General features: G+C 72.4%; 11 protein-coding genes. 6 read left to right on the plus strand and 5 right to left on the minus strand.

Annotated features, from left to right (window positions below; all coding sequences use genetic code 11):
- Nucleotides 1–857 (minus strand): LysR family transcriptional regulator (locus ACFVDI_RS03280; protein ID WP_378900455.1); only part of this gene is annotated, 857 nt, incomplete at its 3' end.
- A gap of 67 nt (nt 858–924) precedes the next feature.
- On the opposite strand from ACFVDI_RS03280, the gene ACFVDI_RS03285 reads away from it, so the two are divergent.
- A complete protein-coding gene (locus ACFVDI_RS03285; protein ID WP_378900458.1) occupies nt 925–2,244 on the plus strand; it encodes a TIGR01777 family oxidoreductase in 1,320 nt (439 codons plus the stop codon).
- A 28-nt stretch (nt 2,245–2,272) separates the two neighbouring features.
- Here the strand turns inward: ACFVDI_RS03285 and ACFVDI_RS03290 are convergent, their stop codons facing one another.
- A complete protein-coding gene (locus ACFVDI_RS03290) occupies nt 2,273–3,217 on the minus strand; it encodes an SDR family oxidoreductase (RefSeq protein WP_378900461.1) in 945 nt (314 codons plus the stop codon).
- 133 nt (nt 3,218–3,350) lie between these two features.
- Between ACFVDI_RS03290 and ACFVDI_RS03295 the strand changes: the two genes are divergently transcribed.
- The 5 genes from ACFVDI_RS03295 to araA all read left to right on the plus strand — a co-directional run bounded on the left by ACFVDI_RS03295 (nt 3,351) and on the right by araA (nt 9,129).
- Nucleotides 3,351–3,986 (plus strand): endonuclease, encoded by a 636-nt coding sequence (locus tag ACFVDI_RS03295; protein ID WP_378900464.1) that lies wholly within the window; start codon nt 3,351–3,353, stop codon nt 3,984–3,986.
- A 43-nt stretch (nt 3,987–4,029) separates the two neighbouring features.
- A complete protein-coding gene (locus ACFVDI_RS03300) occupies nt 4,030–5,046 on the plus strand; it encodes a LacI family DNA-binding transcriptional regulator (protein ID WP_378900467.1) in 1,017 nt (338 codons plus the stop codon).
- Nucleotides 5,047–5,284: 238 nt separating this feature from the next.
- Nucleotides 5,285–6,916: a xylulokinase gene (locus tag ACFVDI_RS03305; protein ID WP_378900470.1), complete on the plus strand. Its 1,632-nt coding sequence runs from the start codon at nt 5,285–5,287 to the stop codon at nt 6,914–6,916.
- Complete coding sequence (locus ACFVDI_RS03310; RefSeq protein ID WP_378900473.1) at nt 6,916–7,605, plus strand: L-ribulose-5-phosphate 4-epimerase; 690 nt, start codon at nt 6,916–6,918, stop codon at nt 7,603–7,605. The genes ACFVDI_RS03305 and ACFVDI_RS03310 overlap by 1 nt, the downstream gene beginning before the upstream one ends.
- Nucleotides 7,606–7,617: 12 nt before the next feature.
- On the plus strand, nt 7,618–9,129 hold the full coding sequence (araA, locus tag ACFVDI_RS03315) for an L-arabinose isomerase (RefSeq protein WP_378900476.1): 1,512 nt from the start codon (nt 7,618–7,620) through the stop codon (nt 9,127–9,129).
- On the opposite strand, the gene ACFVDI_RS03320 is transcribed toward araA, so the two are convergent.
- The 3 genes from ACFVDI_RS03320 to ACFVDI_RS03330 all read right to left on the minus strand — a co-directional run bounded on the left by ACFVDI_RS03320 (nt 9,105) and on the right by ACFVDI_RS03330 (nt 12,828).
- A complete protein-coding gene (locus tag ACFVDI_RS03320; RefSeq protein ID WP_378900485.1) occupies nt 9,105–10,097 on the minus strand; it encodes an NAD-dependent epimerase/dehydratase family protein in 993 nt (330 codons plus the stop codon). The two genes, araA and ACFVDI_RS03320, sit on opposite strands and share 25 nt — an antisense overlap.
- A 101-nt stretch (nt 10,098–10,198) precedes the next feature.
- Entirely contained in the window at nt 10,199–11,599 is a 1,401-nt protein-coding gene (locus tag ACFVDI_RS03325) for an FAD-binding oxidoreductase (protein ID WP_378900488.1), read from the minus strand.
- On the minus strand, nt 11,596–12,828 hold the full coding sequence (locus tag ACFVDI_RS03330; protein WP_378900491.1) for an alpha-hydroxy acid oxidase: 1,233 nt from the start codon (nt 12,826–12,828) through the stop codon (nt 11,596–11,598). The genes ACFVDI_RS03325 and ACFVDI_RS03330 overlap by 4 nt, the downstream gene beginning before the upstream one ends.
- Nucleotides 12,829–12,882 lie beyond the last annotated feature (54 nt).

Raw genomic sequence — 12,882 nt, forward strand, 5'->3', positions numbered from 1 at the left:
GCCCGGGCCAGCTCGACGAAGGCGCGGGCGGCCGGGGAGAGCTGATCGGCGCGGTAGACGACCCCGACGCTGCGGCGAACCTCGGGGTCGATCGTGCGCAGCACGACCTTGCGCAGGACGCGCTCGGCCAGCCGTTCGGGCAGGAACGTCGCCCCGGCCCCCATCGCCACCAGCTCCCAGATCGCCTGCCGGTGGGCGCATCGGATCGCCACCTGTCCGATCGCGTTGCGCAGCTCTGGGTCGGCGATGACGCTGCTGAGCCGGTCGTCGACCTCGAGCACCAGCGGGATCTGGCGGACGAGCTCCAGCGGCACCGGGTCCGGTAGGTCGGTCGCGAGCTCGGGCGTCATCGCCAGCATCACCCGTTCCGTCCACAGCTCGTCGACGGCGAGCGCGTCGGGGCGGATCGAGAACTGGGTCAGTCCGACCTCGGCCCGTCCCTGTCGCACCGCGGCGACGACACCGGCGGGACTGCCCGGATCGTCGACGTGCACCTGGATCTCCGGATGCCGGTCGCGCAGCTCGCTGACCAGCTCGGAGAGCGGCGTGATCGTGAGGTTCGCCAGCGCGGCGACGATGAGCCGGCCTCCGCGCAGGTCTCGCACCGCGCCGACCTTGCGCCGGGCCTCCTGCGCCTCCCGGAGCACCCGCCGCGCTGGCTCGACGAACGCCACCCCCGCGGCATTGAGCTCGAGGGTGCGGTTGCTGCGGTCGAAGAGCGGGGCGCCGACCTCGCGCTCGAGGTTGCGGATCGCCTGCGACAGCGACGGCTGGGAGATGTAGAGGGTGTTGGCAGCCTTGGTCACGCTGCCGTGGTCGACCACTGCCACGAAGTACTCCAGCAGCCGCAGATCCACGGCCCGACCTTACGCCGAGCCGGCCGTGACGGTTGTACGCGGGCGCGATCCGCGCAAGGCTTCGGGCATGACGTCGCCGCTGGTCCGGGTCCATTCGCTGACGACACGTGTCGAGGCACCGATCGAAGAGGTCTTCGAGTGGCATCGGAGGCCAGGAGCGATCCACCGGCTGATGCCGCCGTGGACGCCGGGGGAGGTGCGGGTGGAGGCGACCGACCTGGCCGACGGCACCGCGGTGCTCTCGCTCGGCCGGGGAGTGGACTGGGTGGCTCGCCACGACCCCGAGGCCTATGACCCGCCGCACCTGTTCACCGACCGGCTGGCCTCGCTGCGTCCGCTCTCGTGGACCCATCGGCACGAGTTCGCCGCCTCCGGTGAGGCCACGCTGGTCACCGACCGGATCGAGACCAACGTGCTCGGCAAGATGGTGGACCGGATGCTCGGCTACCGTCACGCGCAGCTGGCTGCCGACCTGGCCGCCCACCACAGGACGTACGCAGCGGGGAAGAGCCTCACCGTCGCGGTCACCGGTTCGAGCGGGACTGTCGGGCGGGCCCTGGTCCCGTTCCTCACCACCGGTGGGCACCGGGTGATCCGGCTGGTCCGGCATGTGCCGACAGGGGAGGACGAGCGCCGCTGGGACCCGTCGGCACCGGCGCCGGATCTCCTCGACGGCGTCGACGCGGTCGTCCACCTGGCCGGGGCGTCCATCGCGGGCCGTTTCACCGAAGCGCACAAGGCGGCGATCCGCGACTCCCGGATCGAACCGACCCGGCGGCTGGCCGAGACGGCGGCCCGCAGCGGCGTGCCCACCTTCGTGAGCGCCTCCGCGATCGGGATCTACGGCGCCGACCGCGGCGACGAGGTCCTCACCGAGACCTCGGCGCACGGCACCGGATTCCTCGCCGACGTGGTCGCCGACTGGGAGGCGGCCAGCCGGGTCGAGGGACCGCGGGTGGTCAACGTGAGGACGGGAATCGTGCAGACCCCGGCCGGCGGCGCGCTGCGGCTCCAGCGACCGCTGTTCGCGGCCGGTCTGGGCGGGCGGCTCGGCAGCGGCGAGCAGTGGCTGAGCTGGATCGGCATCGACGACCTGGTCGACATCTACCATCGTGCGCTTCTCGACGAGACCCTGGAGGGCCCGATCGACGCGGTCGCCCCCGAGCCGGTCACCGGCCGGGTCTACGCACAGACCCTCGCCCGCGTGCTCCGTCGCCCCGCGCTGCTGCCGACCCCGGCCCTCGGCCCACGGCTCCTGCTCGGCAAGGAGGGCGCCGAGGAGATGGCGCTGGCGAGCCAGCGGGTCGAGCCGGCCGGTCTCGGGAGCGGCCACGAGTTCCGCCACCCCACGCTGGAAGCGGCCCTGCGCCACGTGCTCGGGCGGTGAGAGGCGGCCGTGGAGGCCGCCCGCGCGGTCAGCCGGTCGGCAGCGCGGTCCGGGTGAGGCTCTCGGAGATCTCCCACAGCCGCGCGGCGTCCTCGGCACCGACCAGCGGCCGGTAGAGCGCCTGCTCCGCGGGCGCGCCGCCGAGGTGCCCCGGACCACTGGGACCGTACATCCGGCCGCCGACGGCATCGGGCGACGTCGCGGCCAGCAGCGCGGGGAGGGCCGCGGTCTCGGGGGTGCCCAGAAGGATGCCGCGTGCCGAGAGCCAGCGGATCATGCGTACGGAGGCGGTGTCGGTCTCGCGTCCGATCTCGGGCCGCGCGGCTAGCAGGTTCGTCGGGGCGACACCGGGGTGGGAGAGGTTGCTGGCGATGCCCCAGTCGCCGGCTCGGCTGCGCCGGTCCAGCTCGAGGCCGAAGAGGCCGACGGCGATCTTGGACTGGCTGTAGGCCTTCATGTCGTCGTAGCTCCGCTCCCAGTTGGGGTCCTCCCAGTTCACCGCGCCGCGCCTCGCCGCGACGCTGACCTGGGAGGTCACCCGGGCCCGCCCGGCTCGCAGCAGCGGCAGGATCCGGGCGACGAGGGCGAAGTGGCCGAGGTGGTTGGTGCCGAGCTGGAGCTCGAACCCGTCGGCGGTCGTCTGTCGCTCCGGCGGCGTCATCACCCCGGCGTTGTTGATCATCAGGTGGAACGGCTGGTCCTCGCCCAGAAGCGTCTCGGAGAGCGCGGCCACCGACGCCAGCGAGGACAGGTCGAGGTCGCGCAGCGAGACCCTCGCCTCCGGGACCTGCCCGCGGATCGTGGCCAGCGCCTTCTCGCCCTTGGCGGCGTTGCGTACGGGCATGACGACCTCGGCCCCGGCCGCCGCCAGCCGGGTGGCGATCACCAGCCCCATGCCGTCGCTGGCCCCGGTGACCAGGGCTCGTCTGCCGGACAGGTCCGGGATCGTGATGTCGATGGGTCGGCGTGGCATCGGTCTGCTCCTCGAGAAGGGCTCTGCGGTCGGATCCATCCTCGGTCGCGCTCCCGGGTCTATCCAGGGTCTGCCGATCCCAGCCTCCGCGGGCGGCGCATGCGTCCGGTCCGCGCGGGGTACTTCGACACCGGTGAGCAATCGGGAGCGCGATGTGATGCGGCGTCTGCTGGATGCCGGCGGCACGACGTACGCGGAGGAGGCCGGCATCCGGCTTCGCGACAAGCCGTCGCCGCTCTACCGGCTGCTCGTCCTGGCGATGCTCTCCTCGACCCGGATCTCGACCGACATCGCGGTCGCGGCGGCGCGCGAGGTGTCGGCGGCCGGATGGCGTACGCCGCAACGGCTGCTCGACTCGACCTGGCAGCAGCGCGTGGACGCCCTCGGGCGGGCGCACTACCGCCGTTACGACGAGAGCACCGCGACCAAGCTCGAGGAGCAGGCCCGGTGGCTGCTGGACACCTACCGCGGCGACCTGCGCCGGCTCCGCCCCACGTCTCATGACGACGCCGAGGCGCTGATCGACGCGCTCACCGAGTCGCCCCGCGTCGGCCCGGTCGGAGCCCGGATCTTCTGCCGCGAGGTCCAGGACGTGTGGCCGGCGCTGTCGCCCTTCCTCGACGGCCCGCTCCTGGACCAGGCCGGGGAGCTCGGCCTGCCCGAGGACCCGGACGAGCTCGCCGCGCTGGTCCCCGACGGGCGCTGCGCACCGCTCGCGGCGGCGCTGACCCGAGCGCGTCACGGGCTTCCCGGTCTCGAGCAGAGCTGAGGCCCTCCCACCTGCCTGTGGCGATGCCGCTTAGGATCACCGCATGGATCGCGGGGAGTCGAAGAACGCGCCGAGCATGGCGGATGTGGCGGCCCGGGCAGGGGTCTCGCACCAGACCGTGTCCCGGGTGGTCAACGGCTCTGATGCCGTACGCGGCGACACCCGCGACCGGGTGCTGGCGGCGATCGAGGAGCTGGGATACCGCCGCAACAAGTCGGCGCGGGCGCTGGTGACGCGTCGGTCGGGACGACTGGGCCTGCTCTACTCCCAGCCGCACCTCTACGGGCCGGGCACGCTGGCCGCCTCGGTGCACCAGGCCGGCCAGCGGGCCGGCTACGACGTCATCCTGAGCCCGGTGCCGCACATGGACGCGACCTCGGCGGAGGGGGCGATCGAGGCGCTGCTCGATGACGCGGTCGAGGCCGTGCTCCTCGGCGTCTCGCACCAGTCGTTGGAGGACCTGGTCGCTCAGATCGCGTCCACGGTCGAGGTCGTGATGATCCACAGCGACCCGCCGGAGGGGGTGCGCTCGGTCGGGATCGACCAGCGCGCCGGAGCCGTGCTGGCCACGCAGTATCTGCTGGACCTCGGCCACCGCACCATCGCCCACGTGGCCGGTCCGGTCGGCTGGATCGACGCCGGACAGCGCCGGGAGGGCTGGCTGGCCGCGCTGCGCGAGGCCGGTGCGCAGCCGGGTCCCGAGATCCTCGGTGACTGGTCGAGCCGGAGTGGCTACGAGGCCGGCGCCGCGATCGCCCGCGACCCGTCGGTCACCGCGGTCTTCGCGGCCAACGACTCGATGGCGCTCGGGGTGATCCGGGCCCTGCACGAGGCCGGTCGTCGCGTACCTCAGGACGTGAGCGTCGTCGGCTTCGACGACGTCCCCGACGCCGCCTATCTCTGGCCGCCGCTGACCACCGTCCGGCAGGACTTCGCCTCGCTGGGCGAGCTCGCCGTGGAGGTGGCCACCAAGGCCATCGCCGACGGCACCGTCGAGGTGCCGCCGCTGCTGCAGCCCGAGCTGGTCGTGCGGTCCTCGGCTGCCCACGTGTCGAGCTGACCGATCACCGCCGAGGCGTCAGGTACGTCGGGTCGAGACGTCACGTAGGTCGGCCGAGACGTCACGTAGGTCGGCCGCGTTGGCATCGCCATGCCAACTCGCCCGACGGGGCTGACGTTTCGCCCGGCTGACGTCTCGGCATCGCCCTTCGGGAACACGAGGTAACTGGGGCGTAATATGTTAGCGTTCACATCGCCTCGAACCCCACCCCGAGCCGTCGGGCAGAAACGGAGCCGTGATGACGCAGCGAGCAGGCCAGCTGCCTGACCTCGAAGAGACCGCGCTCGGCATCGAGCTGGGCTCCACCAACATCAAGGCGTGCCTGATCGGGCCCGACCACGCGCCCATCGCCACCGGTTCCCACCTGTGGGAGAACGAGCTCGCCGACGGGCTGTGGACCTACTCGCTCGAGGCGGTCTGGGCGGGCGTCCAGGGTGCCGTCGCCGCGCTCGGCGACGAGGTCGAGCGCCGCTACGGCACCCGGCCGACGACGTTCGGGTCGATCGGGGTCTCGGCGATGATGCACGGCTACCTCGCCTTCGACGGGGCCGGCGAGCTGCTGGTGCCGTTCCGTACCTGGCGCAACACCAACACCGCGGTCGCCGCCGCCGAGCTGTCGCAGACCTTCGGCACCAACATCCCGCTGCGCTGGTCGATCGCCCACCTCTACCAGGCGATCCTCGACGACGAGCCCCACCTGCCCCGGATCGCCTCGCTGACCACCCTCGCGGGCTACGTCCACCGGGCGCTGACCGGCGAGCACGTGCTCGGTGTCGGCGACGCCTCCGGGATGTTCCCCGTCGACCCGGCCACCGGGACCTACGACCAGCGGATGCTCGAGCAGGCCGGTCACCTGGCCGCCGCCAAGCATCCCGGCCTGCGGATCGAGGGGCTGCTCCCGCAGGTCCTCCCGGCGGGGGCCGACGCCGGCCGGCTCACCGCCGAGGGCGCGGCGCTGCTCGATCCCACCGGCACGCTGCGGCCGGGCATCCTGCTGTGCCCGCCCGAGGGCGATGCCGGCACCGGGATGGTCGCCACCAACTCGGTGGCCCAGCGCACCGGCAACGTCAGCGCCGGCACCTCGATCTTCGCGATGGTCGTCCTCGAGGAGCCGCTCGCCACCGTCCACCACGCCATCGACGTCGTCACCACCCCGGCCGGCGACCCGGTCGCGATGGTGCACTGCAACAACGGTGCCAGCGAGCTCGACGCCTGGGCCGGCGTCTTCGGCGAGTTCGCCGCCGCGCTCGGTCACCCCTGCGAGCCCGACGCCGTCTTCGGGGCCCTGCTCACCGCGGCGCTGAAGGGCTCGCCCGACGGCGGCGGGCTGCTGGCCTACAACTACCTGGCCGGCGAGCCGATCACCGGCCTCGACGAGGGCCGCCCGCTGTTCGTACGCACCCCCGGCAGCCGCCTCGATCTCGCCGGCTTCGCGCGTGCACAGGTCTACGGCGTCTTCGGCACCCTCGCCCTCGGCATGCGCGTGCTCGCCGACCAGGGCGTCGAGATCGACGCGATGTTCGCCCACGGTGGCTTGTTCCGCACCGCGGGCGTCGCCCAGCGGCTGCTCGCCGCGGCCACCGGTGCGCCGGTCGCGGTCGGTCACACCGCCGGCGAGGGCGGTGCCTGGGGGATCGCGGTCCTGGCTGCGTACGCCCGGACGACGACGGCCGGCAGCGACATCGCCCTGAGCGCCTATCTCGCCGAGCGCGTCTTCGGTGACATCGACCTCGAGGTCGTCGAGCCGGACGCCTCCGACCTCGCCGGGTTCCGGAGCTACCTGGAGCGCTACCAGGCCGGCCTGGACATCGAGCGTGCCGCCGTTGCCGCGCTCGCCGCCAAGCCAGTGAACACAGAAGGAGACCAGTGATGACGGGCGTCCCCACCGCTCTTCGCGCCGCCGTCGACGCCGCCAAGGAGCGCGTCGCCGCGCTGCACGCCGAGCTGCCCCGCTGGGAGCTGGTCGTGTGGACCGCCGGGAACGTCTCCGAGCGGGTGCCGAACCCCGACGGCGAGGACCTGCTGGTCATCAAGCCGTCCGGTGTTGCCTACGAGGACATCACCGCCGAGGCGATGGTCGTGTGCGACCTGGCCGGCAACCTCGTCGAGGGAGAGCGTTCGCCGTCCTCGGACACCGCCGCGCATGCGTACGTCTATGCGAACATGCCCGAGGTCGGGGGAGTGGTCCACACCCACTCCACCTACGCCACCGCCTGGGCCGCCCGCGGGGAGGAGATCCCCTGCGTGCTCACGATGATGGCCGACGAGTTCGGCGGGCCGATCCCGGTCGGTCCGTTCGCGATCATCGGCGACGACTCGATCGGCCGCGGCATCGTGGAGACGCTGCGGGAGTCGCGCAGCCCGGCGGTGCTGATGCGCAACCACGGCCCGTTCACCATCGGCAAGGACGCCCGTGCCGCGGTCAAGGCCGCGGTGATGTGCGAGGAGGTCGCCCGCACGGTCCACATCGCGCGCCAGCTCGGTCAGCCGCTGCCCATCGACCAGCGCCACGTCGACTCCCTCTACGACCGCTACCAGAACGTCTACGGCCAACACTGAAAAGGATCCCCCATGAGCAAGCCCTACGCAGACCGCGAGGTCTGGTTCTTCACCGGCAGCCAGGACCTCTACGGCGAGGAGACCCTCCGCCAGGTGGCTGAGCAGTCCCAGGAGGTCGCCTGCGCCCTCGACGCGTCGGACGACGTACCGGCGAAGGTCGTGTGGAAGCCCGTCCTGAAGGACGCAGCGTCGATCCGCCGAGCGATGCTCGAGGCCAACTCCGACGACAACGTCCTCGGCGTGATCACCTGGATGCACACGTTCAGCCCGGCCAAGATGTGGATCACCGGCCTCGACACACTGCAGAAGCCGCTGCTGCACCTGCACACCCAGGCCAACGTCGAGCTCCCCTGGTCGGAGATCGACATGGACTTCATGAACCTCAACCAGGCCGCCCACGGTGACCGGGAGTACGCCTACATCGCCACCCGCCTCGGCGTCGCCCGCACCACCGTCGTCGGCCACGTCTCCAACCCGGCGGTCACCCGCCGCGTCGGCACCTGGGTCCGCGGCGCCGCCGGCTGGGCAGCCACCCACGGGCTCAACCTGGTCCGCTTCGGCGACAACATGCGCAACGTCGCGGTCACCGAGGGCGACAAGACCGAGGCCGAGCTGCGCTTCGGCGTCTCGGTCAACACCTGGGGCGTCAACGACCTGGTCGCCGCGGTCGAGGCGGTGGCCGAGGACGCCGTGGACGCGCTGGTCGCCGAGTACGAGGACCTCTACGACGTCGTCCCCGAGCTCCGCAGAGGCGGCGAGCGTCACGAGTCGCTGCGTTACGCCGCCCGTCAGGAGATCGCCATGGAGGCGTTCCTGGTGGAGCGCGACGCCAAGGCCTTCACCACCAACTTCGAGGACCTCGGCGGCCTGCGCCAGCTCCCCGGAATCGCCGTGCAGCGGCTGATGGGCAAGGGTTACGGCTTCGGCGCCGAGGGCGACTGGAAGACCGCCGTCCTGGTACGTGCCGCCAAGGTGATGGGGGAGGGGCTGCCTGGCGGCGCCTCCCTGATGGAGGACTACACCTACGACCTCACCCCGGGCGCGGAGGTCATCCTCGGTGCCCACATGCTCGAGATCTGCCCCTCGCTGACCACCTCTCGTCCCAAGGTGGAGATCCACCCGCTCGGGATCGGCGACCGCGAGGACCCGGTCCGGATGGTCTTCGACGCCGACGCGGTCGAGGGTGCTGTGGTCGTGTCCCTGGCCGACATGCGCGACCGGTTCCGGCTGACCGCCAACGTCGTCGACGTCGTACCCCCGACCGAGGCCCTGCCCAACCTGCCGGTCGCGCGCGCCGTCTGGGCCCCGCGCCCCGACTTCGCCACCTCCGCCGAGGCCTGGCTGACCGCCGGCGGCGCCCACCACACGGTGATGTCCACCGCCGCCGGGATCGAGGCCTTCGAGGTCTTCGCCAACATCGCTCGCACCGAGCTGCTCGTCATCGACGAGTCCACCACCCGCCGCGGCTTCGCCGACCAGGTGCGCTGGAACCAGGTGTTCTACCGGGTCGCCCAGGGGCTCTGACGCCATCCGTCGAGGAGCTCGGCCTCGCGGGTCGGCGAGATGCCGGTGACGTACGCATCGGGGGTGGCCTGCAGCCAGGCGAGGGTGTCTCGGGCGGTCTCGGCGATCGGGCGGGTGGTGAGGCCGGCTGCCAGGGCCGAGGTGGTGTCGTGGGCGAGCATCCCGTCGTACTCGGGGCGGGGGAGCCACAGCGGGATCGAGCCGGGGCCTGACCAGGGGTCGACGTCGTTGGCCTGGAGGAAGTCCTGGGGGAGCCAGCTCCAGGTCGGGGTGGCGCCGACGCCGCTCGCAGTCTCGGCCAGCATGGTGCTGATCGGCATCGACGGACCGGTGGCGTCGAAGGTGCCGTCCACCCGATCGGTGGCGCAGCGGAGGATCCAGTCCGCCAGGTCGCGTACGTCGATGACCTGGGTGCTGTCGTCGGGCGAGCCGGGAGCGAGGATCTCGCCGCCGGCTTCCAGGCGCCGCGGCCAGTAGGAGAACCGGCCGCTGGGGTCCCCCGGGCCCACGATCAGGCCGGGGCGGACGACGGTGGCCGAGGCCGCGCCCGCGCGGACGAGCTCCTCGCAGGCGACCTTCATCGAGCCGTACGCATCGGGGTCGTCATCCTCGACGTCGTCCGTCGCCGGAGCGAGGACAGGGAGCGAGTCCGGAGTGCCGCCGGGGGTGCTGTGGTCGGCGTACACGCTGATGGTCGAGACGAAGACCCAGTGGGGCTCGCTGAAGGCGGCGACGGCGGAGCGAACCCACGAGGGGGTCCGGGCCACGTCGACGACCGCGTCGAACGTCGCAGCCCTCAGGGTGGCGGGAGGTCTCTCGGTGCGGTCCCACGGCACCAGCTCCGCGCCCTCGGGGACGGTCCCCGAGCGGCCGCGCGCTGCGCAGACCACCTCGTGACCGCTGCGTACCGCCGACTCCGCCACTGCGCGGGAGAGGAAGACGGTGCCGCCGAGAACCAGGATTCGCATGAGGCCACGCAATCACCGCGAACGCCACGCGGCAAGCGGTTCTGCTTCAGGCAGATCCTCGGGACCGAAAGACTGGTCGCAGCCCGCACCGCTGCTCTGACTCACAGCACCTTGCGAGGGTTCATCACCCCGTCCGGGTCGATCGCCTGCTTGACGGCGCGCAGGAGGTCGAGCTCGACACCCGTCTTGTACGCAGCCGCAGCATCCCGCTTGAGCGTCCCGATCCCGTGCTCGGCGGAGATGCTGCCGCCGAGCGCGGTGACGGCGTCGTAGACGATCCGGGTCAGCCCGGGAGCCTCTCGTCTCAGCGCCGCGTCGTCGCCGACGGGAGCGGAGATGTTGTAGTGCAGGTTGCCGTCGCCGATGTGGCCGTACGTCACCAGCCGCAGCCCCGGCAGCTCGGCCTGCAGCGCCGGGCCGACCTCGTCGACGAACCGGGACAGCGCTGTGATCGGCAGGGTGACGTCGTGCTTGAGGGTCGCGCCCTCGCTCTTCTGGGCCTCCGAGACGCCCTCCCGGAGCGCCCAGAGCGACGCGCGCTGGGCGGGACTGCCCGCGACCACGGCATCGACGAGCAACCCCTGTTCGGCCGCGGCCCCGAGGGCGGGCTCGAGCCGCTCGTCCACGTCGGCGGAGGTGCCGGAGAGCTCGACGAGGCCGTACCACTCGTGCCGGGTGCCGAACGGGTCGCGGGCCCCGGGCAGATGAGCCAGGACCAGGTCGACGGCCTGACGCCCCAGCAGTTCCCACGTGGTCAGCTGCCCGCCGCCGTGCTCGCGGAGCAGCGGAAGCAGCGCGGTGGCGGCCTCGACCGACTCGAGGGCGACGAAGGCCGTCGCCCGGTGCGGCGTCGCGGGCAGCAGTCGCAGCACCGCCGCGGTGACCACCCCGAGCGTGCCCTCCGAGCCGATGAACAGCTGCTTGAGGTCGTAGCCGGTGTTGTCCTTGCGCAGCGGGCGCAGCCCGTCCCAGACCCGGCCGTCGGGGAGCACGACCTCCAGACCGAGCACCAGCTCGCGCATCATCCCGTAGCGCAGCACCGCGGTGCCACCGGCGTTGGTCGCGATCGTGCCGCCGATCGTGCACGAGCCCTCCGAGCCGAGCGAGAGCGGGAACAGTCGCCCGGCGGCCGCGGCGGCCTCCTGCACGGTCGCCAGCGGCGCACCTGCCTCGACGACGAGGGTGTCGGCGACGGGATCGACCTCCCGAACCCGCCGCATCCGGCCGAGCGAGACGACGATCTGGTCACCGCCGGAGTCGGGTACGCCGCCGCCGACGAGGCCGGTGTTGCCGCCCTGCGGGACGACCCCGACCCCCGCCGCCGCGCACAGTCGCACCGCCGTCGCCACCTCCGCGGTCGAGGCCGGGCGCACCACCGCGAGGGCGGTGCCGGTGAAGCGGCCGGTCCAGTCGGTGACGTACGCCGCCATGTCGGCCGGGTCGGTCAGCACGGCGCTCTCGCCGAGGGCGGCGCGCAGGCTGGGCACGAGGTCGCCGGTCATGCCGACCGCAGCCGTACGTGCTCGGGGCCGATCGCGGCGATCTCGGGGGTGCCGAGCAGGCACATCGCCCGCCGCAGCTCCTCGACCAGCAGCCTCAGGGTGGCGTCGACCCCCTGCCGCCCGCCGACCATCAGGCCGTAGAGATAGGGCCGGCCGATCATCACGCCGCGCGCGCCGAGGCCGAGGGCCGCCGCGATGTCGCCGCCGGAGCGGACGCCGGAGTCGACGTACACCTCGGTCCGGTCGCCGACCGCGTCGACCACCGCGGGCAGCAGCTCCAGCGGCACCGGCGCGCGGTCGAGCTGGCGGCCGCCGTGGTTGGAGAGCACCAGCGCGTCCGCCCCGGCCTCGACACAGGCGACCGCGTCGGCGACCGAGAGCACGCCCTTGACCACCACCGGGCCGTCCCAGTGCTCCTTGAGCCAGCCGATGTCGGCGGGCCGGATCGCCTGCTCGCGCAGCTCGTTGGACATGCCCCACCGGCCGTAGTGGGACCCCTCGGGGAAGGTCGCGAACCGCAGCGGCTCGGTGGTCAGGATGTTCGCGACCCAGCCGGGGTGGCGGGCCATGCCCGCGAACGTACGCAGGCTCAGCTGTGGTGGGATCGCGAAGCCGTTGAGCTTGTCCTTGCGCTTCATCCCGGTCACGGTCGTGTCGATGGTCAGCATCAGCGCCTCATAACCCTGCGCGGCCGCCTCGGTGATGTGGCCGAGCGTCACCGCGCGGTCCTTCATCAGATAGACCTGGAACCAGTTGCGTCCCTGCGGTGCCGCGGCGGCGACGTCGGTGATCGAGGTCGTCGCGTACGTCGAGAGCGTGTAGGGCAGCCCGGCGGCGGCCGCGGCCGCGGCGACCGCCCGCTCGCCGGTGTGGTGGCTGAGCCGGGTGTAGCCGGTCGGCGCCAGCACGATGGGTGCCGCCGCGGGCCGCCCGAGGATCGTCGTACGCGCCTCCGGCTCGCCCACCTGGCCGAAGGCCGTGGGCCGCAGCTCCACGCGGTCGAAGGCCTCGCGGTTTCGTTGCATGGCGTGCTCGCCGTCCGAGCCGCCATAGACGTAGTCCCAGACCGCCGTCGGCACCCGTCGCCGGGCGGACCGCTCGAGGTCGTCGACGCTGAGACAGCGGGCCAGCCGCCGCTCGGCCGCACACCAGTGGAACGGGCGCGGGCGCAGGAACGGCGCGAGATCGCGCCATCGGGGGACTTGTCTGACGGTCGGGGAACACTGCACGCTCTGGACTCCGCATCACTCATCGGATAAGTTCTGTACTTGTCATACAACTTA

Source organism: Nocardioides sp. NPDC057767, assembly GCF_042798275.1.
In the GTDB taxonomy this organism is placed as follows: domain Bacteria; phylum Actinomycetota; class Actinomycetes; order Propionibacteriales; family Nocardioidaceae; genus Nocardioides.

What these genes read in the sequence shown, in the direction of transcription:
- ACFVDI_RS03325 (WP_378900488.1), bottom strand. Translation starts at nt 11,599, where the DNA reads ATGACCGGCGACCTCGTGCCCAGCCTGCGCGCCGCCCTCGGCGAGAGC.
- ACFVDI_RS03290 (WP_378900461.1), bottom strand. Translation starts at nt 3,217, where the DNA reads ATGCCACGCCGACCCATCGACATCACGATCCCGGACCTGTCCGGCAGA.
- ACFVDI_RS03285 (WP_378900458.1), top strand. Translation starts at nt 925, where the DNA reads ATGACGTCGCCGCTGGTCCGGGTCCATTCGCTGACGACACGTGTCGAG.
- ACFVDI_RS03305 (WP_378900470.1), top strand. Translation starts at nt 5,285, where the DNA reads ATGACGCAGCGAGCAGGCCAGCTGCCTGACCTCGAAGAGACCGCGCTC.
- ACFVDI_RS03320 (WP_378900485.1), bottom strand. Translation starts at nt 10,097, where the DNA reads ATGCGAATCCTGGTTCTCGGCGGCACCGTCTTCCTCTCCCGCGCAGTG.
- ACFVDI_RS03300 (WP_378900467.1), top strand. Translation starts at nt 4,030, where the DNA reads ATGGATCGCGGGGAGTCGAAGAACGCGCCGAGCATGGCGGATGTGGCG.
- ACFVDI_RS03310 (WP_378900473.1), top strand. Translation starts at nt 6,916, where the DNA reads ATGACGGGCGTCCCCACCGCTCTTCGCGCCGCCGTCGACGCCGCCAAG.
- araA (WP_378900476.1), top strand. Translation starts at nt 7,618, where the DNA reads ATGAGCAAGCCCTACGCAGACCGCGAGGTCTGGTTCTTCACCGGCAGC.